Source organism: Streptomyces sp. NPDC048462, from assembly GCF_043200175.1.
GTDB lineage: Bacteria > Actinomycetota > Actinomycetes > Streptomycetales > Streptomycetaceae > Streptomyces.
Map to the genome: position 1 here is coordinate 48061 of NZ_JBICXG010000031.1, position 19262 is coordinate 67322.

Below are 19262 nucleotides of genomic sequence, written 5' to 3' on the forward strand. Positions count from 1 at the left end.
GTGGGGCGGCTACTGCCCGAGGTACTTGGGCCGTTCCTTGTCGAGGAAGGCCCGCACCGCGATCGCGTGGTCCTGCGACGCGCCCGCCCGGGTCTGGAGTTCGTCCTCCTTCTCCAGCGCCTCCCCGAGGGTGTGACCCGCCCCGTACGCGAGGGACTCCTTGAGCGCGGCGTAGGCCACCGTCGGGCCGTCCGCCAGCTTGCGGGCCACCGCGGCGGCCTCGGCGGCGAGCTCCGCGGTGGGTACCAGTCTGTTCACGATGCCCAGGTCCTGGGCATCCTTCGCGGAGATCGAACGCGGGAAGAGCAGCAGGTCGGCGGCGCGGCTCGGGCCGATCAGCCGGGGCAGCGTCCAGGAGACGCCCGAGTCGGCGGTGAGCGCGACACCCGCGAACGAGGTGTTGAACGACGCGGTGTCCGCGACCACCCGGTAGTCGCAGGCGAGGGCGAAACCGAAACCGGCACCGGCCGCCACCCCGTTGACCCCGGCGACGACGGGCTTCGGCATCTCGGTGATGGCCCGCACTATGGGGTTGTAGTGCTCCCGCACGGTGCTGAGGGCGTTGCCGCCGTCCGACTCCCGGGCCTCCGCCAGCTTGGCCACGTGTTCCTTGAGGTCCTGCCCGACGCAGAAGGCACGCTCACCGGCGGCGGTGAGCAGGACCGCCCGCACGGCCGGATCGGCGGCGACGGACATCAGTGCGTCACGCAGCGCCACCTTGGCCGCGGTGTTCATCGCGTTCATCGCGTCGGGACGGTTGATCGTGATCGTCGCGAGCCCGTCGCTCACGTCGCAGAGCACGGCGTCGGCCATGTGGAGTCCCCTTTTGCGCCTCGTCCAAAGTCTGTCGAGGCAAGCATGGCCGACTTCGGCGGACGCGAACATGTGACCTGCGTCTAACAATTACGCCCCGATGGAGGGGTAAGGGGGACGGAGTATCGCAGTCCGTTCGCCGAATTGGGTGGTTTTGAGCGAGCGCGTTGCGCAAGCGATGCAGAGCGATGTTGGTCATCGGGGTCTGTGATGCGGGATAATGGCCTGGAAGCAATGTGTTCGATGCCGGTGAGGCAGCGCCTGTCATGGGGCCGCCGGTTGCGATGAGCTGGTTTCAGGAAGGGGAACGAGCATGGCGGCCATGAAGCCGCGGACGGGCGACGGCCCGCTCGAGGTGACAAAGGAGGGGCGGGGCATCGTCATGCGCGTTCCGCTCGAAGGCGGCGGTCGGCTTGTCGTGGAGCTGACTCCGGACGAGGCCGGTGCGCTGGGCGATGCCCTCAAGAAGGTCGTCGGCTGACGCAGAGGAGCCCACACTTCACTACTGCCCCGGCACGGATTCCGTGCCGGGGCAGTAGTGCGTCCGGTGCCGTGGAATCGGGACCGCCGTGGAAATCGGGGCCAGGGCCTTCGGTCGGGACCAGGGCCTTCGAGAGGTCCTAGCCGCGCCGTACCGCGCAGAGCAGGCCGTCGCCCACCGGCAGCAGGGTCGCCATCAGCTCCTGGCTCTCGCGGACCGCGCGCAGCAGCTCGCGCAGGCGCAGTACCTCTGCGGGCTGGGGCGCCGAGTCGACCGTACGGCCGTCCGCGAAAACGCCCTCGAAGCACACCAGACCGCCAGGTCGCAGCAGGCGCAACGATTCAGCGAGGCAGTCCAGGCTCTCCATCCGGTCGCCGTCGCAGAAGACGAGGTCGTATCCGCCGTCCGCCAGCCGGGGGAGCACGTCCAGCGCGCGGCCGGGGATGAAGCGGGCCCGGTTGGCGGCGAAGCCCGCCGCCCGGAAGGCATCGCGGGCGAACTGCTGGCGCTCGGGTTCCGGGTCGACCGTGGTCAGCACCCCGTCGGGCCGCATCCCGTGCAGCAGATAGATGCCGGACACGCCCGTACCGGTGCCGATTTCGGCGACCGCTTTGGCGTCCGTCGTGGCAGCGAGCAGGCGCAGCGCTGCGCCGGTGCCCGGTGACACCGAGCGGAGCCCCGCGTCCCGTGCCCGGTCCCGGGCCCAGCGCAGTGCTTCGTCCTCGGCGACAAAGGCGTCGGCGAACGCCCAGCTCGTCTGCCGGTTGGCTGTGATGGCCCTCTCCTGTCCCCGTAGTTGGCGCAACGGTGACTGTATCCGCTGCACCCGGGAACCCGCAGATGGGACCGGGCGTTATGGAAGGAGAGGGGAAAGCCCGTTGATCGGTCCCGCAGATCGGGTCCGGGAATCACGGGCAGTCGGTTCCCGGGGCTGTCCCCGGCCCCAGCAGGAAAAAGGCTTATCCGGAGCTAACGGGCGAGGTGGCTATGGTAGGGGCTCCACTGGACACCACCAGAGCCGATAGGGGAGGTGCGGCTGCGCCTGTGGATCGGGGAGGAGTGCTGCGGCGCTTCTTCAGGTCGGTGGGTGAGCCGAAATCCGTGACCAACATTGCTGACCGTTCTTCCAACGACTCCGCAACGACCGCGACCTTCGCCTCGGATGCGCACTCCCAGGCGTGGACGCCGCCCTCATGGGAAGAGATCGTCAGCACGCACAGCGGTCGTGTCTACCGCCTTGCCTATCGACTGACGGGAAACCAGCACGACGCCGAGGACCTCACTCAGGAGGTCTTCGTCCGGGTGTTCCGTTCGCTGTCGACCTATACGCCCGGCACCTTCGAGGGCTGGCTGCACCGCATCACGACCAACCTGTTCCTGGACATGGTGCGCCGCAAGCAGCGGATCAGATTCGACTCCCTCGGTGACGACGCCGCCGAGCGGCTGCCGAGCCGTGAGCCGTCGCCGCAGCAGGTCTTCAACGACACCCACTTCGACGCCGACGTCCAGCAGGCGCTGGACACCCTCGCGCCCGAGTTCCGGGCCGCGGTCGTGCTCTGTGACATCGAGGGACTTTCGTACGAGGAGATCGCCGCGACACTCGGCGTGAAGCTCGGCACCGTGCGCAGCCGTATCCACCGCGGGCGCTCCCACCTGCGCAAGGCGCTGCAGCACCGTTCGCCCGAGGCCCGTGCCGAGCAGCGCTCGCTCACCGGGGTCCTCGCGGCAGGGGAGGGCGGAGCGGCGTGAGTGGCACAGGTCCGACCTCCGCGGAACAACACCTGGGGGACCGGCTCGCCGCGCTTGTCGACGGCGAGCTCAAACACGACGCCCGTGACCGGGTGCTCGCCCACCTCGCGACCTGCGCCAAGTGCAAGGCCGAGGCTGCCGCCCAGCGGCGCCTGAAGAGTGTCTTCGCCGACTCGGCCCCGCCCTCTCCCTCCGAGGGCTTCCTTGCCCGCTTGCAGGGCCTTCCCGGTGGACCGGGTGGTGACGACGACAGTCGGGGAAGACCAATGGGCGGCTCAGGCCGTTTCGGTGACGGAGTCTTTCCCGTGACGCGGCCGCTCGGCAGCCGCGTCGACTCGTCCTCGGGCGGCTCGCCGCTCGACGGCTTCGGATACCTCCCGGCCGCGCACGGTTCCGCCGCGGTCCTTCCGGCCGGACCGGCCCTGCCCGCCTTCCGTATCCACGAGGTCAGCCGCGAGGCCGACCGTTCGCCGTGGCGGGGCCGCAGGTTCGCGTTCGCCGCCGCCAGTGCCGTCTCGCTCGCCGCCATCGCCCTGGGCGGCGCCCTCCCGACGGACGCGGGACCCGATTCCCCGACCCGGGCCGAGGGGCCGGGCTCCAGCGTCACACCGCTGGACGCCGACGCGCGCGCCGAGAGCGGCACCACCGTCAGCCGCCGCGGCGGGAGCGGCCACGGCGCGCTCGCAGCCGCCGGCATCGGCGACCGCCGGGTCTCCCTCGTCATGAACGCCGCGCCGCTGGCGTTCTCCTCGGCCCCGCCCCTGCTCGGCACCGGTGGTCTCACCGGGAGCCGTTACGCGCTGCCCGTCCAGGCCAACGTGTCCGCGCCTTCGCTGATACGTCCCAACGGCACCAGCCCGCTGTTCGCCGAGGCGCTCGGCAGCGGACTCTCCACGGCCTCCCCCGAGCCGTCCCGGACCCCCACATCGGCGGCCGGACTGCCGGTTCCCGCCAACCACGGGCAGCCGCTCCTTCCGCGTCGCTGACATACGTCCGCGCAGGGCATGCACAAACCTGGTTGAATTCCGGCAGGATTTCCGGGAGGGACGCCCTGGGGGGCGTGCAGAGGCCAGTTGAGGCAGTTGCGGGGAGAGCATGGACGACGGGAAGCCCACCGAGCCGAAGGCGAAGTGGTGGAGCAGGCCCACGCCGGGGCGCAGCACGGACACAGCGCCTCAGGAGCCGTCGCCCGTCGAGGACGCGGTGCCCCCGTCGGAATCGATCGCGCAGAGCGGCGGGGCCGAGGCGGAGCCGGAGGCGTCCGTGACGGCCGAGGCCGCGCCACGGGCGGCGCGGCCGCTGCACGAGCCCGACCAGTACAGCACCCCGCCCTACGGCGGCCCCGGCCCCTGGGCACCCGCGCCCCCCGTGCAGCGGCCGGTCCAGACCCCGGCACACGGCACCCCCGTACCGCCGCCCTACTCGGGGACAAACGGCGCGGGCATCACGACCGCGCCGGCCCCGGCCCCAGCGCCCGCCCCCGTACCGGCGCCCGCCCCGGCCTCCGTCCCACCGGCCGCCTTCCCGCCCCCGGCCGCACTGCCGCAGGGCCCCCAGCAGCCCCAGCAGACCCAGCCCCATCAGCAGCCCCAGCCCGCGCAGCAACCCCAGCCCCACCACCCCCCGTCGCCGCAATGGCTTCAGTACGACCCCTGGGGCGCGCCCCGGCAGCCCCTGATCACCAACCCCGGCCCCCCGCTCCACGCCGACGGCGGCCGGCGGAAGAACCGGCGCGGCTCCGTGCTCGTCGGCGCGCTGCTCCTGGCCCTGGTGGCGGGCGGCATCGGCGGCGGGATAGGCGCCTACATAGAGCGCAACGGCGGCCTCACCCAGATCGAACTGGACCAGGACGCCCGCAACAGCGGCGGCCGCGCCCCCGACAGCGTCGCCGGTATCGCGGCCAGCGCGCTGCCCAGCGTGGTGACCCTGCACGTCAGCGGCAGCACCGAGTCCGGCACCGGCACCGGCTTCGTCCTCGACAACAAGGGACACATCCTCACCAACAACCACGTCGTGGCCCCAGCCGGTTCGTCCGGTGAGATCACCGTGACGTTCAGCGGCGGCGAGACGGCGAACGCCGAGGTGGTGGGCAAGGACAGTGGTTACGACCTGGCCGTGGTCAAGGTCAGCGGCGTCTCGGGGCTGAAGCCGCTGCCGCTCGGCAACTCCGACAACGTGCGGGTGGGCGACCCGGTGGTGGCCATCGGGGCACCGTTCGACCTGTCCAACACGGTCACCTCCGGCATCATCAGCGCCAAGGACCGGCCGATCACGGCAGGCGGCGAGAAGGGCGACGGCAGCGACATCAGCTACGTCGACGCGCTGCAGACCGACGCCCCGATCAACCCGGGCAACTCCGGCGGGCCGCTGGTCGACACCGACGCGCACGTCATCGGGATCAACAGCGCCATCCGTGCCGCGGACAGCGGCTCGACGACCGAGGGCGGCCAGGCAGGCTCCATAGGTCTCGGCTTCGCCATCCCGATCAACCAGGGCAAGCGGGTCGCCGAGGAGTTGATCAACACCGGGAAGGCCACCCACCCGGTGATCGGCGTCACGCTCGACATGAAGTACACCGGTGACGGCGCCAAGGCCGGGCAGCAGGGCGCGGACGGCAAGTCGTCCGTCACGCAGGGCGGTCCGGGCGACAAGGCCGGGATCCGGCCCGGCGACGTCATCACCGAGGTGAACGGCGCCCGGGTGCACAGTGGCGAGGAGCTGATCGTGAAGATCCGCTCGCACCGGCCGGGGGACCGGCTGGACCTCAGGCTGACCCGCGGTGGTAAAGACCTGACCATGACTTTGACGCTCGGTTCGGCAACCGGCACGTGACGGACACGGGAAGCTACCGCGCGGACAGTTCGGCCGGGTACCGTGGGCCGGGTCCGGACCTCATCCGACCTGGTCGCGGAGAACACGAGGAGCCGCAAGGTGTTCAATGACATAGGACCACTCGAACTGGTGGCGCTCGCGATCATCGGCGTGCTCATCTTCGGTCCGGACAAGTTGCCCAAGGTGATCCAGGACGTCACGGGCTTCATCCGCAAGATCCGTGAGTTCTCCGAGAGCGCCAAGGAAGACATCCGCACGGAGCTCGGCCCGGAGTTCAAGGACTTCGAGTTCGAGGACCTCAACCCCAAGACGTTCGTCCGCAAGCAGCTCATGGACGGCAACGACGATCTCGGGCTGAAGGAGATCCGCGAGAGCTTCGACCTGCGCAAGGAGGTCTCCGAGGTATCGGACGCGGTCAACGGCCGCGCGACCTCGTCGGTGGAGGCGAAGAGCGGCGTGTCGGGCGGTTCCGCGATCACCGCGGCGAACGGCTCCGCAGGCGCTCCGGACCTGCTCAAGAAGCGTGAGCAGCCCGCGAAGGACGATCACCCGCCGTTCGACGCAGACGCCACCTGACACCCGTCAATCCCGACTCGTCCGGACGGTATGGCTATTCTCCATCTGTCCGGTTGTGAGGACGCCCGAGGGGGGCGGGCCGCTCCGGACCCTACGGATCGAGGAGGCGGCCGGACAGATGGAGACAACGAGTCGGGTGGGCGCGGATGGTGCGCCGGACACAGGCACGGCAGAGGGGGTGCCGGCGGCCCGGCTCACGGTCGACGGCTATCTGAAGGCGCCTTTCCCCTGGTACGGACTTGACGAGGCGTTCACCGGGCCGCGCTGGCTGATGCAGGTGGGCACCGCCGCGGACGGCACGGTGCAGCACGGCTCCACGGGCCACGGCGACGAACCCTCGGTACGCAGCGACGCGGGCGAGGACAGACAGCGGTTCGCCGTCGTCGTGACCGTGGCCAGCAGCCCGGTGCGGCGCAGCGGCGACGGTACGGGTGTCCTGGACGCCACGACGGTCTCCTCGGCGGCCTGGCTGGCCGGCTCGGGCCTGCTGGCCTACACCTGGCCCGCGCAGATGGACCACACCCTGCGGGACGACTGGCTGGACCAGCAGACGGAGACGGCCTTCGAGCTGGCCGACGATCTGGACGGCCCCGAGTGGTCGGCGCTCTCGCTGCCGGTCGACGGGGTGCCGGTGGCCTTCCACTACCGCGAGTCCGAGTTCGGCTGGGTGCTGGCCGGGTCGGCGCACGGCGGGGTGCACATCGGGGCGTACGGGCGGGGCATGAGCGCTTACGGGCTGGGCTTCTCGGCCGTCGGCGACATCACGTCGTACGCGTAGCCGCAGGCGGGACCGGGGCGGGCCGGGGAGCACCGCCCCGGCCCGCCATGCGCCTGTCCGGGGTCAGAACTTGTTGCGCGGGGTGAGCCCCAGGGACATGCCGGACAGGCCGCGCTGACGGCCGCTCAGCTTGTCCGCGATGGAACGCAGCGCCTTGCCCGCCGGCGAGTCGGGGTCGGACAGGACGACGGGCTTGCCCTCGTCGCCGCCCTCGCGCAGCCGTACGTCGATCGGGATGGAGCCGAGCACCGGCACCTCCGCGCCGACCGTGCGCGTCAGCCCCTCGGCCACCCGGGCGCCGCCGCCCGAGCCGAACACGTCGACCATCTCGTCGCAGTGCGGGCACGGCATGCCCGACATGTTCTCGACGACGCCGACGATCTTCTGGTGGGTCTGTACGGCGATCGAGCCGGCCCGCTCCGCCACCTCGGCCGCCGCCTGCTGCGGGGTCGTGACGACCAGGATCTCCGCGTTCGGCACCAGCTGGGCCACGGAGATCGCGATGTCACCGGTGCCCGGCGGCAGGTCGAGCAGCAGGACGTCCAGGTCACCCCAGTACACGTCGGCGAGGAACTGCTGGAGCGCGCGGTGCAGCATCGGTCCGCGCCACACCACCGGGGCGTTGCCCGGGGTGAACATGCCGATGGAGATGACCTTCACGCCGTGCGCGGACGGCGGCATGATCATGTTCTCGACCTGGGTCGGCTTGCCGTCCGCGCCGAGCATCCGGGGCACGCTGTGCCCGTAGATGTCCGCGTCCACGACGCCGACCTTGAGGCCGTCGGCGGCCATCGCGGCCGCGAGGTTCACGGTCACCGAGGACTTGCCGACGCCACCCTTTCCGGAGGCGACCGCGTACACCCGGGTCAGCGAGCCGGGCTGGGCGAAGGGCACCTCGCGCTCCGCCGTGCCGCCGCGCAGCGAGCTCGCCAGGTCCTTGCGCTGCTCGTCGCTCATCACGTCGAGGGTGACCTCGACCCGGGACACGCCCTCGACGCGGGCCACCGCGTCGGTCACGTTCTTGGTGATCGTCTCGCGCATCGGGCAGCCGGAAACGGTGAGATACACCGTGACAGCGACTACACCATCAGGATCGATCTCGACCGATTTCACCATGCCCAGCTCGGTGATCGGGCGGTGGATCTCCGGGTCGTTCACTGTCGCCAGTGCCTCAAGCACCGCGTCTTCCGTAGCCATACTGTCGATAGTACGGGTGCGCGCCCCGCTCCTGGAAAGGGTGTGGTGGGAGACGGGCGGGCATCACGGCGGCTCTTCCTACGCGCGAGTAGCCTTGTCAGCGGTCTTCGTCGCTCTCGGCCCCCGCCGGCGTCCTGCGGTCGTCGAGGTCCCGCACCAGGTCCTCCAGCTCGGAGCGGATCCAGTCGCGGGTGGCGACCTCCCCGAGGCCCATCCGCAGCGCCGCGATCTCCCTGGTCAGGTACTCGGTGTCGGCGATGGAGCGCTCGTTCTGGGCCCGGTCCTGCTCGTGGGTCACCCGGTCGCGGTCGTCCTGCCGGTTCTGTGCGAGCAGGATCAGCGGGGCCGCGTACGAGGCCTGGAGGGACAGCATCAGGGTCAGGAAGATGAACGGGTACTCGTCGAAGCGCAGGTTCCCCGGCGCGAAGATGTTCCACACCACCCAGACGATGATGATCAGCGTCATCCAGACGATGAACCGCCCGGTCCCCAGGAACCGCGCGATCCGTTCCGAGAACCGGCCGAACGCCTCGGGGTCGTACTGGGGCAGCAGCCGCCGCCTCGGGTCCTTCGGCTGGTCGAGCCGGTTCCTGGGGGTACGGGTCAGGGCAGTCGAGCCGTTCGACGCCCTGGAGCGGTCCTCACCGGCCACGGAGCACCCCCTCGCGGCCGTGGAAGTCGGTCTCCCGCCAGTCGTCGGGCAGCAGGTGGTCGAGCACGTCGTCGACGGTCACCGCACCCAGCAGCGAGCCGCTCTCGTCCACCACGGGCACCGAGACCAGGTTGTACGCGGCGAGATAGCTGGTCACCACCGACAGCGGGGTCTCCGGCGTCAGCGCCACCAGATCGCTGTCGACGATCGAGCTGACCAGGGTGAACGGCGGATCGCGCAGCAGCCGCTGGAAGTGCACCGTGCCCAGGTACTTGCCCGTGGGCGTCTCGTCGGGCGACCGGCACACGTACACCTGGGCGGCGAGCGCGGGGGACAGGTCCTGCTGGCGGACCCTGGCGAGCGCGTCGGCCACCGTGGCGTCCGGGCGCAGGATGATCGGCTCGGTGGTCATCAGGCCGCCCGCCGTCCGCTCCTCGTACGACATCAGGCGCCGGACATCGGCCGCGTCGTCCGGGCGCATCAGCGTCAGCAGCCGCTCCTTGTCCTCCTCGGGCAGCTCGGACAGCAGGTCGGCCGCGTCGTCGGGGTCCATCGCCTCCAGGACGTCCGCCGCGCGCTCCTCCTGGAGCTTGCCGATGATCTCCACCTGGTCGTCCTCGGGGAGCTCCTCCAGGACGTCGGCCAGCCGGTCGTCGTCGAGCGCGGCGGCGACCTCCGCACGCCGCTTCGGGGTGAGGTGGTGCAGGGCGTTGGCCACATCGGTCGGGCGCAGCTTCTCGAAGGTGGCGACCAGTGACTCCGCGCCCTGCCCGTGCTCCTCCAGCGAGAAGCCGCTGACCGCCGACCACTCGACCGTCAGGGTCTCGCCCTTGCGGCGCAGCGCGCCGCCCCTGCCCTTGCGCACGAAGTACTTGTCGATCTCCCAGTCGCGGCGGGCCGGCAGCTGCTGGATCGCGACGTCCAGGATGGTGACCTCCTCGCCGGTCTCCACCAGGCTGACCCGCCGGTCGAGGAACTCGCCCAGCACCAGGCGTTCGGTGGGCCGCTGTTCGAAGCGCCGCATGTTGACCACGCCCGTGGTGATGACCTGTCCGGACTCGATGCCCGTCACCCGGGTCATCGGGAGGAAGATCCGGCGCCGGCTCACCACTTCGACGACGATGCCGAGCAGCCGGGGCGGCCGCCCGCCGACGCGCAGCATGGCGACCAGGTCGCGGACGCGCCCCACCTGGTCCCCGTTCGGGTCGAAGACCGGCACGCCGGAGAGGTGCGAGACGAAGACCCGGGGCGTCCCTGCTGCCATGCCTGCGCCTCCTCCTTCGTCGCCGGCTTACGCATCCGGTCTGTTGTGACGTTTATTGCACCGTTATGACGGGTTCAGGCTAGCCCGTACCGTCGCAGGTCGCCCTGGAGAGCGGTCGTCGCGACTCTCTGCCGGAAGGTGTATGCCGCACAGGTACGCTGCCGTCTGCCACCCCCCGCCACGCAGATGAGAGGCAGTGCGCCTGTGACCTCTTTTGTCCCGACCGTCCGGGCCCGTCGCCGGACCGCCACCCTCGCCGTCGTGCTCTGCGCGGGGCTCGGCGCGGCGCTGACCGCGTGCGCGGACGAGGATCCGGACAAGGGGACCAACGGCGTCGGCAGACTGGACGCGCCGGAGATCGAGAAGAAGGCGCGGGCCGCGGCGGACTCCTCCGACATGGTCCGGCTGGCCGGCACCCTGGTCAGCAAGGGCGGCACGTACAAGATCGACATGCGGCTCAAGGACAAAGGCGGAGCGGGCTCCGTCACGTCGAAGAACAGCACGTTCGAGCTGCTCCGGATCGGGGACGTCCTCTACCTCAAGGCGGACGCCGGCTTCTGGAACCACGGCACGGCGGACGCCGGCAAGGCGAACGAGGCCGACGGGGCGGCGGCGGACAAGCTGGACGACAAGTACGTGAAGGTCCCCCAGGACGACCCCACCTACAAGCAGCTGCGCGGCTTCACCGACAAGAAGTTGCTGCTCGACGGCCTGCTCACGCTGCACGGCGACGTCGGCAAGGGGGACCGCGACAAGATCGGCGCCGACCGCACCATCCGGATCACCGGCGGCAAGGGCGAGGGCGGCGCGCTCGACGTGTCCCTGGACGGCAAGCCGTACCCGCTGCGCTTCGCGCGCGGCGGCGGCGGGGGCGTCATCACGCTCGCGGACTGGGGCAAGGACTTCGCGCTGAAGGCCCCGGCCCAGGACGACACCGTCGACTACGGGCGCCAGCTGCCCAAGTCCACCTCGTAGGGCGCGGGACGGGTCCGCCGGGCCGGGCGCTGCCGCTACGGCTTCCTGAGCGAGCGCTTCAGCAGCCGGGGCAGCCCGGCCGGTACCGGCAGCCGGGTGGTCGCGGTGGTGGGCAGCGGCGCCGCAGCCCCCGAGCCCGTCGGCAGGTCGGTACGGGAGTCGAGCGGCGTGAGCCGCACGATCCGGCACTCGCGCGCCCAGCGTTCGGTCATCTGTTCCGCGTCCGGCGCGTTCAGCCGCTTGCCCTTGAGCTCGGCCACCGCCGCCTCCCACTCCTCGGAGTGCGGGGCGAGCTGGGCCACCGAGGCCGTCCAGACGACGAGCCGGCCGCCCTTGTCCTTGCTGCGGACGGTCACCTCGGCGTTGGCCCCGTCGGTGAGACCGGCCGGCAGCGGCTGCTCGCCGGGGCCGTCCCCGACGAAGTACGCCGCGCCCTCGTGCCACACGTGCCACAGCGCCCGCGCGGGCCCGGTGCCGCGCACCCAGACCAGGCCCGACTTCTTGGTGGCCTCCTCGACGAGGGCCGGTCCGAGCAGCGTGTCAGCAGCAGTCATGCGGCAGAGCTTAGACCGGCCGGCACCAGGGCCGGCCGGTGGCGGAAGCGTCAGAGCCAGCCGTTGCGCTTGAGCATGCGGTGGATGGAGAAGCAGACCACTCCGATGAAGCCCAGCACCATCGGATAGCCGTAAGTCCAGCGCAGCTCGGGCATGTGCTTGAAGTTCATGCCGTAGACCCCGCAGATCATCGTCGGTACGGCGATGATGGCCGCCCAGGAGGTGATCTTGCGCATGTCCTCGTTCTGCGCGACGGTCGCCTGCGCCAGGTTGGCCTGGAGGATCGAGTTCAGCAGCTCGTCGAAGCCGATGACCTCTTCCTGGACCCGCACGAGGTGGTCCGCGACGTCCCGGAAGTACTTCTGGATGTCCGGGTCGATCAGCCGCATCGGCCGCTCGCTGAGCAGCTGCATCGGGCGCAGCAGCGGCGACACGGCCCGCTTGAACTCCAGCACCTCGCGCTTGAGCTGGTAGATCCGGCCGGCGTCCGAACCGCGCGGGCCGCCCTTGTCGGGAGTGGAGAAGACCTCGATCTCCACCTCGTCGATGTCCTCCTGCACCGCGCCCGCCACCGCGATGTAGCCGTCGACGACATGGTCCGCGATGGAGTGCAGGACCGCCGACGGACCCTTGGCGAGCAGCTCGGGGTCGTCCTGGAGCCGGTGGCGCAGCGCGCGCAGCGAGCCGTGGCCGCCGTGCCGCACGGTGATGACGAAGTCCCGGCCGGTGAAGCACATCACCTCGCCGGTCTCCACGACCTCGCTGGTCGCGGTCAGCTCGGCGTGCTCGACGTAGTGGATGGTCTTGAAGACGGTGAAGAGGGTGTCGTCGTACCGCTCCAGCTTCGGCCGCTGGTGTGCGTGGACGGCGTCCTCGACGGCCAGCGGGTGCAGGCCGAACTCCCGGGCGATGCCCGCGAACTCCTCCTCGGTCGGCTCGTGGAGGCCGATCCAGGCGAAGCCGCCTTTCTCCCGCACCCGGAGCATCGCCTCGTGCGGCGTACGGCAGGTGCCGTCCTCCTCCGCGACCCGGCGTCCGTCGCGGTAGACCGCGCAGTCGACGACCGCGCTGGAGGCGGACGGGTCACGGGTGGTGTCGTAGCTGCTGTGCAGCGTGTTGGTCTTGCGCAGGGACGGGCGCACCACAGCGCGCAGGTCACGGATCATCGACATGGCTGGCTCCTTCACGGAGGGGCCGTCGGCGAGGGCGTGGAACAGCCCGGAATGGGGACGTGGGCTCACGTCCGCAAAGCGGGCGGCACCGCGGCGGCGCGATGACGGCGTTCGCTACAGACAGGCAAAAAGGGGGTGCTCTTCCGTCGTGCGAAACGCCATGGGCCGTGGCCGGGAAGGCGTCAGATCACAGAAGAAAGGTGTCGGGCGGAAGAGCGGTTGGTACTGCACGGTCGACTTGGATCCACCGCAGCCCCACCTCCTCCGGTCGGTCCCCCGTGAGGGACGACGTTGCGTCGGGACTTGAGAGCGACGCTTCTGCGTGCTGTCCCGACCGGCGGGCCCAGGCTATCAGCAGGCACAGGGCCAATCTCTTACTTTGCCCGTTCCATACGCGTCCTATGCTCGCCACATGGCAGAAATTCTTGCTCTGGTCGAGGCCCGTCTGCGGACGGGCCTGGGTGAACCGGACGCACGCGCGGCAGTGACATTCCTCGGTACGGACCGGATCGAGGTGCTCCGGTTCATCGACGGCGACGTGGTGAGGTACGCCACGCTCGGCATGTCCGCGCAGCCGATGGCCGACCCCTCCGACCCCTTCGCCGACCCGGTGAAAGGACCTCGGGCGGAACTGGTCCTCTCGGTGCGGGCCGGCCTCGCGGACACCGACCAGGTGCTGCGCAAGCTCGCGGTGCTCGCCGCCTCGCCGCAGGTGGAGGGGGTGATCGTGGCTCCCGGCGCCTCGCTGGACCTCGGTGAGCCGCTGTGGCCGGGAGCGCCGTTCAGCTCCGTGCTCGTCGCCGAGCCCGGGGGCCTGGTCGAGGATCTGGAACTGGACGCGCCGATGGAGGCGGTGCGGTTCCTGCCGCTGCTGCCGATGACGCACAACGAGGCCGCCTGGAAGCGGGTCCGGGGCGCGCAGGAGCTCCAGGAGCGGTGGCTGTCCCGGGGGACGGACCTGCGCGATCCGCTGCGTGCTCCGGTGACCCTGGACTGACACCGGGCGGGCGGCGAGGCGTACGGAAGCGCCGAAAGCCCCGCCGCGCGGCGAGGAGGAGGCCGCGGGCGGGGCGGAGCGGTTCGGGTGCGGGGCCGGGATCGGGACCCGGCCCGGCGGTTCAGTTGGCGAAGACCGTGACGCCGTCCTCGGTGGCGTGCTTCGGCTCCAGCTCCTCCGCCTCGTGGGTGAGGGCCGAGCGCCGCACCCAGACGACTACCGCGCCGATGACGGCGGCGACGGCGGCGACCACGAACGGGATGTGGATGTTGCTCCACTCCTCGATCTTCGGGGCCAGGAAGGGCGCGGCGGCCGCTGCGAACCAGCGGACGAAGTTGTAACCGGCGCTGGCCACCGGACGCGGCGCGTCGGACACCCCGAGTGCCAGCTCCGTGTAGACGGTGTTGTTCATGCCGATGAAGGCGCCGGAGACGATCGTGCAGACGATGGCCGTGGTGTGGTTCCCGTAGCCGAGGATCACCAGGTCGGCGGCGAGCAGCACCAGTGAGACGCCGACCACCTTGAGCGAGCCGAAGCGCTTCTGCAGCCTCGGTGCGACCAGTACGGAGAAGACCGCGAGCAGCAGGCCCCAGGCGAAGAAGACGGCGCCCGACTTGTACGGCGACATGTTCAGCACGAACGGCGTGAACGCCAGGATCGTGAAGAACGCGTAGTTGTAGAAGAAGGCCGAGGCGGCGACGGAGGCGAGCCCGCGGTGGCCGAGCGCCTTGATCGGGTCGAGCAGTGAGGTCTTCTTCGCCGGCTTGGGCTGTTCCTTGAGGAACGCCGTGATGCAGACGAAGCCGATCGCCATCAGCGCGGCGGTCCCGAAGAACGGGTAGCGCCAGCTGGCGTCACCGAGCAGCGCGCCGAGCAGCGGCCCGCAGGCCATGCCGAGGCCGAGCGCCGACTCGTACAGCAGGATCGCCGCCGAGCTGCCGCCCGCGGCCGCGCCGACGATCACCGCGAGCGCCGTCGAGACGAAGAGGGCGTTGCCCAGGCCCCAGCCGGCCCGGAAGCCGACGAGTTCCGCCACGGATGACGAGGTGCCGGACAGTGCGGCGAAGACCACGACGAGCGCCAGCCCGGTCAGCAGCGTCTTGCGCCCGCCAATCCGGCTGGAGACGAAACCGGTCACCAGCATCGCCACGGCGGTGATCAGGAAGTAGGAGGTGAAGAGCAGGGACACCTGACTCGGCGTCGCTTCCAGACCCTTGGCGATGGACGGCAGAATCGGGTCAACCAGGCCGATTCCCATGAACGCGACAACAGAAGCGCCCGCTGTGGCCCAGACGGCCTTCGGCTGGCGCAGGATGCTGACCGTTCCTGAGTCGAACGGATCCTCTCCCTGCATGGGACTACTCGCTCTCCACTAGATCGATGCGTTATGCACAGAATAAGTTAGAGGGGCTAATGAATGCAAGCTACATCTAAATGCCCTGATGAGAGCCGCGCTGCGGAAGGGTGATCGTCCTTGACGCGGCGACGGCCGGGGAGGACGGTTGGTTGTTATGAGGGGCGAACCCAGTTGCCCGAAGTGCGGAGGCCGGGTCAAGGCGCCCGGTTTCTTCGACGACACCTGGCAGTGCGATGTGCACGGCAGCGTGCACCCGCTGCAGCCGGTCATCCCGCCCGGTGTGGAGGCGCTCGGTGTGGTGGTGCACCGCGCCCGGGTGCCCGTGTGGATGCCCTGGCCGCTGCCGGTCGGCTGGCTCTTCACCGGTGTGGCGTGCGCGGGCGACGACCGGGGCGGCGGCCGGGCCACCGCGGTGGCCTGCTCCGGACCGGGGCCGCTCGGCGGCATCGGTGAGCTGCTGCTCGTCGCCGAGGAGCTCGGCGTGGGACTCGGTGCGCGGTACGCCGGAATCGACGGCCCCGACCCGGGCCCGTACCTGCGGGTGGACGGCCCGCCGGACGTCAAGGTGCTCGCCGCCGGACGCCCGAGTCCGCTCTGGCACGTGAAGGACGCCCCCGCCGACCGGGCCGTCTTCGCCGGTGAGGCGTGCGGCCTGTGGCTCTGGGCGATCGTCTGGCCCGAGCAGTCCGGCCTCCTGATGTACGACGAACTGGTGCTCACCGATCTGCGTGACGCCGGGGGAGAGGTCGACCTGGTGCCCTGCGGCGCGCTCACCCCCCGGCTGCTGAGCGGTCCCTGAGCGGGTCCGGAACCCACGCGTGAGCCGGTTATCCTTGGGCGTCCCCCCATCCGGCCGCGAGCACTGGAGTCCGAGTCGTGCGCATCGACCTGCACACCCACTCCACCGCGTCGGACGGCACGGACACCCCCGCCGAGCTGGTGCGGAATGCCGCCGCCGCGGGTCTGGACGTCGTCGCCCTCACCGATCACGACACGGTCCGCGGGCACGCCGAGGCGATAGCGGCCCTGCCCGCCGGGCTCACCCTGGTCACCGGTGCCGAGCTGTCCTGCCGGCTCGAAGGCGCGGGCGGCCTGCACATGCTGGCCTACCTCTTCGACCCCGACGAGCCCGAGCTGGCGCGCGAGCGCGAGCTGGTGCGCGACGACCGGGTGCCGCGCGCCAGGACCATGGTGCGCAAGCTCCAGGAGCTGGGCGTGCCGGTCGAGTGGGAGCAGGTCGCGCGGATCGCCGGCGACGGATCGGTCGGGCGGCCGCACATCGCCACCGCACTGGTCGAGCTCGGCGTCGTGCCGGGCGTCTCCGACGCCTTCACCCCGCAGTGGCTCGCCGACGGCGGGCGCGCCCACGCCGAGAAGCACGAGCTCGACCCCTTCGAGGCGGTCCGGCTGGTCAAGGCCGCCGGCGGCGTCACGGTCCTGGCCCACCCCGCAGCCGTCAAGCGCGGCCACGTGATCCCCGAATCCGCCGTCGCGGAGCTGGCCGCGGCCGGGCTCGACGGCATCGAGGCCGACCACATGGACCACGACGAGCCGACCAGGGCCAGGCTGCGCGGGCTCGCCCGCGAGCTGGGGCTGCTGGCCACCGGGTCGAGCGACTACCACGGCAGCCGCAAGACCGTACGGCTCGGCGAGAACGTCACCGACCCCGAGATCTACGGCGAGATCACCCGCCGCGCCACCGGGGCCTTCCCCGTGCCGGGAGCCGGCGGACCGCTCGTCCCGTAACGGCCCGCGCGCCACTGCCCCACCCGGCCGCGCCGCACCGTGACGCCGCCCGCACCACCCCCGCGCACCGTCCCGCCGCGGCTGCCCGCCGGACTCTCCGGCGGAGGCCGGTCCGGCACTCGTCCGGTGCGCTGCCCCTGCCGAATTCCCGCTCTCTCCCCGCAAGGCTCACTGTGTTCGACGTCGCTGTCTTCGGATCCCTTTTTCTCACGCTTTTTGTGATTATGGATCCGCCCGGAATCACCCCGATCTTCCTGGCCCTCACCGCCGGCCGACCCGCCAAGACCCAGCGCAAGATGGCGCTGCAGGCGGTCTCCGTAGCCTTCGGCGTGATCGCCGTCTTCGGAGTGCTCGGCCAGCAGATCCTGGACTACCTCCACGTCTCCGTACCCGCGCTGATGATCGCGGGCGGTCTGCTCCTGCTGCTGATCGCGCTGGACCTGCTGACCGGCAAGACCGACGAGCCGACGCAGACGAAGGATGTCAACGTGGCGCTCGTACCGCTCGGCATGCCGCTGCTCGCCGGTCCCGGCGCGATCGTCTCGGTGATCCTCGCCGTGCAGCACGCCGACAGCCTCGGGAGCCAGCTCTCCGTCTGGACGGCGATCGTCGCCATGCACGTCGTGCTCTGGCTGACCATGCGCTACTCGCTGCTGATCATCCGGGTCATCAAGGACGGCGGCGTCGTGCTGGTCACCAGGCTGGCCGGGATGATGCTGTCCGCCATCGCCGTGCAGCAGATCATCAACGGCGTCACCCAGGTCATCCAGAACGCCTGACCCCGCCCCGCGCGGCACAGCGCCCCCGCACGATCGATCCGTGCGGGGGCGCTTCGTCTTTAAATCGGCAAGGTGTTACAAGGCCGAGGTGTCGGCCGGGCGGATGTAGATGCGCTGGCCCAATGCCGCGGCCTGCTGCACGATCCGGTTGACGGAGGCGGCGTCCACGACGGTGCTGTCCACGGCGGTACCGTCGACATCGTCGAGTCGCATGATCTCGAAGCGCATACGGCTTCCCTTCGTCTGATCCTCCTGCTGGAGAACTACTGGGAGGACGGGTGACCCGTCCGCAAGGATGAGGAGCGCCAGGCTGGTACGCCTCGCGCCCCACGAGGTGTACAACGGCTTGCCTCCTGCAATCATTCCCTACGCTAAGGAAATTTTTTGGATGTCTAAGTACCAGCAGGTAACCGAGCATGCGCGGACGACGACATCCGCGACGAGGTCCGTATGAACGACGCAGAGATCGGCGAGCGTCTGGACCGCACCAACGAACTGCTCCAGCGCGTGCTCGCCGAGGTGTCGAAGACCCCCTCGACCCACGCGATCTTCGTCGACGCGGGCTATGTGTACGCCGCGGCCGGGCTGCTCGTCACCGGCACCGAGGACCGGCGCTCCTTCGACCTCGACTCGGAGGGGCTGATCGAGGCCTTCATCGACAAGGCCCGCACGATCTTCGCGGACAGCCGGCTTCTCCGCGTGTACTGGTACGACGGGGCCAGGCGCCGGATCCACACCGTCGAGCAGCAGTCCATCGCGGAACTCCCCGACGTCAAGGTCAGGCTCGGCAACCTCAACGCCAACAACCAGCAGAAGGGCGTCGACTCACTCATCCGCACCGACCTCGAATCCCTCGCCCGCCACCGCGCCATCAGCGATGCCGCACTCGTCGGCGGCGACGAGGACCTGGTGTCGGCCGTCGAGGCCGCACAGGGGTACGGGGCCCGCGTCCACCTCTGGGGCATCGAGGCCGCGGAAGGCCGCAACCAGGCCGAACCACTGCTCTGGGAGGTCGACAGCCAGCGCACCTTCGACCTCGACTTCTGCCGCCCCTACGTGACCAGACGCCCCGTCACCACCTACGAGGACGACTCCCCGGCGCCCTCGCGCGACGACGTCCGCTTCGTCGGCACGCAGATCGCCGCGGCCTGGCTCGCCGCGCGCGGCCGTGACTCCCTGGCCGACCTGCTCCCCGGACACCCGTACCTGCCGGGCTCCGTCGACCAGGACCTGCTGGTCGAGGCCGAGCGCCTGCTCCAGCACTCGCTGCGCGGTCACGCCCACCTGCGGCGGGCGCTGCGCGACGGCTTCTGGCAGCACCTCCAGTCGCAGTACTGATC

21 protein-coding genes are annotated in these 19262 nt (G+C 70.6%); 12 read left to right on the plus strand and 9 right to left on the minus strand.

Features of this window, described 5'->3' with window-relative positions; all coding sequences use genetic code 11:
- Positions 1–9 precede the first annotated feature (9 nt).
- Positions 10–813: an enoyl-CoA hydratase/isomerase family protein gene (locus ACGFU6_RS33770; protein WP_393616385.1), complete on the minus strand. Its 804-nt coding sequence runs from the start codon at positions 811–813 to the stop codon at positions 10–12.
- 313 nt (positions 814–1126) lie between these two features.
- Here ACGFU6_RS33770 and ACGFU6_RS33775 point away from each other — a divergent pair, with 313 nt between their 5' ends.
- Positions 1127–1294, plus strand: coding sequence for a DUF3117 domain-containing protein (locus ACGFU6_RS33775; protein ID WP_069086806.1), 168 nt, complete (start codon positions 1127–1129; stop codon positions 1292–1294).
- A gap of 139 nt (positions 1295–1433) precedes the next feature.
- On the opposite strand, the gene ACGFU6_RS33780 is transcribed toward ACGFU6_RS33775, so the two are convergent.
- Positions 1434–2099 (minus strand): O-methyltransferase, encoded by a 666-nt coding sequence (locus tag ACGFU6_RS33780; protein ID WP_393616386.1) that lies wholly within the window; start codon positions 2097–2099, stop codon positions 1434–1436.
- A 182-nt stretch (positions 2100–2281) separates the two neighbouring features.
- Here ACGFU6_RS33780 and sigE point away from each other — a divergent pair, with 182 nt between their 5' ends.
- The 5 genes from sigE to ACGFU6_RS33805 all read left to right on the plus strand — a co-directional run bounded on the left by sigE (position 2282) and on the right by ACGFU6_RS33805 (position 7229).
- Complete coding sequence (gene sigE, locus ACGFU6_RS33785) at positions 2282–3043, plus strand: RNA polymerase sigma factor SigE (RefSeq protein ID WP_393616387.1); 762 nt, start codon at positions 2282–2284, stop codon at positions 3041–3043.
- Positions 3040–4029 carry a zf-HC2 domain-containing protein gene (locus tag ACGFU6_RS33790; protein WP_393616388.1) on the plus strand — a complete coding sequence of 330 codons (990 nt, stop codon included), beginning with the start codon at positions 3040–3042 and terminating at the stop codon, positions 4027–4029. Before sigE ends, ACGFU6_RS33790 begins: the two co-directional genes overlap by 4 nt.
- Before the next feature lie 109 nt (positions 4030–4138).
- Positions 4139–5875 carry a S1C family serine protease gene (locus ACGFU6_RS33795; RefSeq protein WP_393616389.1) on the plus strand — a complete coding sequence of 579 codons (1737 nt, stop codon included), beginning with the start codon at positions 4139–4141 and terminating at the stop codon, positions 5873–5875.
- Positions 5876–5974: 99 nt separating this feature from the next.
- Positions 5975–6451 carry a sec-independent translocase gene (locus ACGFU6_RS33800; RefSeq protein WP_393616390.1) on the plus strand — a complete coding sequence of 159 codons (477 nt, stop codon included), beginning with the start codon at positions 5975–5977 and terminating at the stop codon, positions 6449–6451.
- 118 nt (positions 6452–6569) lie between these two features.
- On the plus strand, positions 6570–7229 hold the full coding sequence (locus ACGFU6_RS33805; RefSeq protein ID WP_393616391.1) for a hypothetical protein: 660 nt from the start codon (positions 6570–6572) through the stop codon (positions 7227–7229).
- 63 nt (positions 7230–7292) lie between these two features.
- Here the strand turns inward: ACGFU6_RS33805 and ACGFU6_RS33810 are convergent, their stop codons facing one another.
- The 3 genes from ACGFU6_RS33810 to ACGFU6_RS33820 form a co-directional block, all read right to left on the minus strand.
- Positions 7293–8426, minus strand: coding sequence for an Mrp/NBP35 family ATP-binding protein (locus ACGFU6_RS33810; RefSeq protein ID WP_393616392.1), 1134 nt, complete (start codon positions 8424–8426; stop codon positions 7293–7295).
- 97 nt (positions 8427–8523) lie between these two features.
- Positions 8524–9078, minus strand: coding sequence for a DUF1003 domain-containing protein (locus ACGFU6_RS33815; RefSeq protein ID WP_393616393.1), 555 nt, complete (start codon positions 9076–9078; stop codon positions 8524–8526).
- Positions 9068–10342, minus strand: coding sequence for a magnesium transporter MgtE N-terminal domain-containing protein (locus ACGFU6_RS33820; protein ID WP_393616394.1), 1275 nt, complete (start codon positions 10340–10342; stop codon positions 9068–9070). The genes ACGFU6_RS33815 and ACGFU6_RS33820 overlap by 11 nt, the downstream gene beginning before the upstream one ends.
- 204 nt (positions 10343–10546) lie before the next feature.
- Here ACGFU6_RS33820 and ACGFU6_RS33825 point away from each other — a divergent pair, with 204 nt between their 5' ends.
- Complete coding sequence (locus tag ACGFU6_RS33825; protein WP_393616395.1) at positions 10547–11317, plus strand: hypothetical protein; 771 nt, start codon at positions 10547–10549, stop codon at positions 11315–11317.
- A 35-nt stretch (positions 11318–11352) separates the two neighbouring features.
- Here ACGFU6_RS33825 and ACGFU6_RS33830 read toward each other — a convergent pair whose 3' ends face one another.
- Together ACGFU6_RS33830 and ACGFU6_RS33835 are read right to left on the minus strand one after the other, a co-directional pair.
- Complete coding sequence (locus ACGFU6_RS33830) at positions 11353–11871, minus strand: hypothetical protein (RefSeq protein WP_393616396.1); 519 nt, start codon at positions 11869–11871, stop codon at positions 11353–11355.
- A gap of 50 nt (positions 11872–11921) precedes the next feature.
- Entirely contained in the window at positions 11922–13043 is a 1122-nt protein-coding gene (locus tag ACGFU6_RS33835) for a magnesium and cobalt transport protein CorA (protein ID WP_123523721.1), read from the minus strand.
- 412 nt (positions 13044–13455) lie between these two features.
- On the opposite strand from ACGFU6_RS33835, the gene ACGFU6_RS33840 reads away from it, so the two are divergent.
- Positions 13456–14040: a suppressor of fused domain protein gene (locus tag ACGFU6_RS33840; RefSeq protein ID WP_393616397.1), complete on the plus strand. Its 585-nt coding sequence runs from the start codon at positions 13456–13458 to the stop codon at positions 14038–14040.
- 121 nt (positions 14041–14161) lie between these two features.
- On the opposite strand, the gene ACGFU6_RS33845 is transcribed toward ACGFU6_RS33840, so the two are convergent.
- Positions 14162–15394 (minus strand): MFS transporter, encoded by a 1233-nt coding sequence (locus tag ACGFU6_RS33845; RefSeq protein ID WP_393616398.1) that lies wholly within the window; start codon positions 15392–15394, stop codon positions 14162–14164.
- 157 nt (positions 15395–15551) lie between these two features.
- Here ACGFU6_RS33845 and ACGFU6_RS33850 point away from each other — a divergent pair, with 157 nt between their 5' ends.
- The 3 genes from ACGFU6_RS33850 to ACGFU6_RS33860 all read left to right on the plus strand — a co-directional run bounded on the left by ACGFU6_RS33850 (position 15552) and on the right by ACGFU6_RS33860 (position 17922).
- Complete coding sequence (locus ACGFU6_RS33850) at positions 15552–16196, plus strand: DUF6758 family protein (protein WP_393616399.1); 645 nt, start codon at positions 15552–15554, stop codon at positions 16194–16196.
- Between the two features lie 77 nt (positions 16197–16273).
- Positions 16274–17143: a PHP domain-containing protein gene (locus ACGFU6_RS33855; protein WP_393616400.1), complete on the plus strand. Its 870-nt coding sequence runs from the start codon at positions 16274–16276 to the stop codon at positions 17141–17143.
- Positions 17144–17316: 173 nt separating this feature from the next.
- Positions 17317–17922, plus strand: a complete 606-nt coding sequence (locus ACGFU6_RS33860) for a MarC family protein (RefSeq protein WP_371776280.1) — start codon at positions 17317–17319, stop codon at positions 17920–17922.
- A 75-nt stretch (positions 17923–17997) separates the two neighbouring features.
- Here the strand turns inward: ACGFU6_RS33860 and ACGFU6_RS33865 are convergent, their stop codons facing one another.
- Positions 17998–18150: a hypothetical protein gene (locus ACGFU6_RS33865; RefSeq protein WP_393616401.1), complete on the minus strand. Its 153-nt coding sequence runs from the start codon at positions 18148–18150 to the stop codon at positions 17998–18000.
- 222 nt (positions 18151–18372) lie between these two features.
- Between ACGFU6_RS33865 and ACGFU6_RS33870 the strand changes: the two genes are divergently transcribed.
- A complete protein-coding gene (locus ACGFU6_RS33870) occupies positions 18373–19260 on the plus strand; it encodes an NYN domain-containing protein (RefSeq protein ID WP_393616402.1) in 888 nt (295 codons plus the stop codon).
- Positions 19261–19262: the final 2 nt, after the last annotated feature.

Excerpts from the sequence above, each read along its gene's own strand:
- ACGFU6_RS33770 (WP_393616385.1), bottom strand. The coding sequence starts at position 813 with ATGGCCGACGCCGTGCTCTGCGACGTGAGCGACGGGCTCGCGACGATC.
- ACGFU6_RS33775 (WP_069086806.1), top strand. The coding sequence starts at position 1,127 with ATGGCGGCCATGAAGCCGCGGACGGGCGACGGCCCGCTCGAGGTGACA.
- sigE (WP_393616387.1), top strand. The coding sequence starts at position 2,282 with ATGGTAGGGGCTCCACTGGACACCACCAGAGCCGATAGGGGAGGTGCG.
- ACGFU6_RS33795 (WP_393616389.1), top strand. The coding sequence starts at position 4,139 with ATGGACGACGGGAAGCCCACCGAGCCGAAGGCGAAGTGGTGGAGCAGG.
- ACGFU6_RS33805 (WP_393616391.1), top strand. The coding sequence starts at position 6,570 with ATGGAGACAACGAGTCGGGTGGGCGCGGATGGTGCGCCGGACACAGGC.
- ACGFU6_RS33810 (WP_393616392.1), bottom strand. The coding sequence starts at position 8,426 with ATGGCTACGGAAGACGCGGTGCTTGAGGCACTGGCGACAGTGAACGAC.
- ACGFU6_RS33820 (WP_393616394.1), bottom strand. The coding sequence starts at position 10,342 with ATGGCAGCAGGGACGCCCCGGGTCTTCGTCTCGCACCTCTCCGGCGTG.
- ACGFU6_RS33830 (WP_393616396.1), bottom strand. The coding sequence starts at position 11,871 with ATGACTGCTGCTGACACGCTGCTCGGACCGGCCCTCGTCGAGGAGGCC.
- ACGFU6_RS33835 (WP_123523721.1), bottom strand. The coding sequence starts at position 13,043 with ATGTCGATGATCCGTGACCTGCGCGCTGTGGTGCGCCCGTCCCTGCGC.
- ACGFU6_RS33840 (WP_393616397.1), top strand. The coding sequence starts at position 13,456 with ATGGCAGAAATTCTTGCTCTGGTCGAGGCCCGTCTGCGGACGGGCCTG.
- ACGFU6_RS33845 (WP_393616398.1), bottom strand. The coding sequence starts at position 15,394 with ATGCAGGGAGAGGATCCGTTCGACTCAGGAACGGTCAGCATCCTGCGC.
- ACGFU6_RS33850 (WP_393616399.1), top strand. The coding sequence starts at position 15,552 with ATGAGGGGCGAACCCAGTTGCCCGAAGTGCGGAGGCCGGGTCAAGGCG.
- ACGFU6_RS33865 (WP_393616401.1), bottom strand. The coding sequence starts at position 18,150 with ATGCGCTTCGAGATCATGCGACTCGACGATGTCGACGGTACCGCCGTG.
- ACGFU6_RS33870 (WP_393616402.1), top strand. The coding sequence starts at position 18,373 with ATGAACGACGCAGAGATCGGCGAGCGTCTGGACCGCACCAACGAACTG.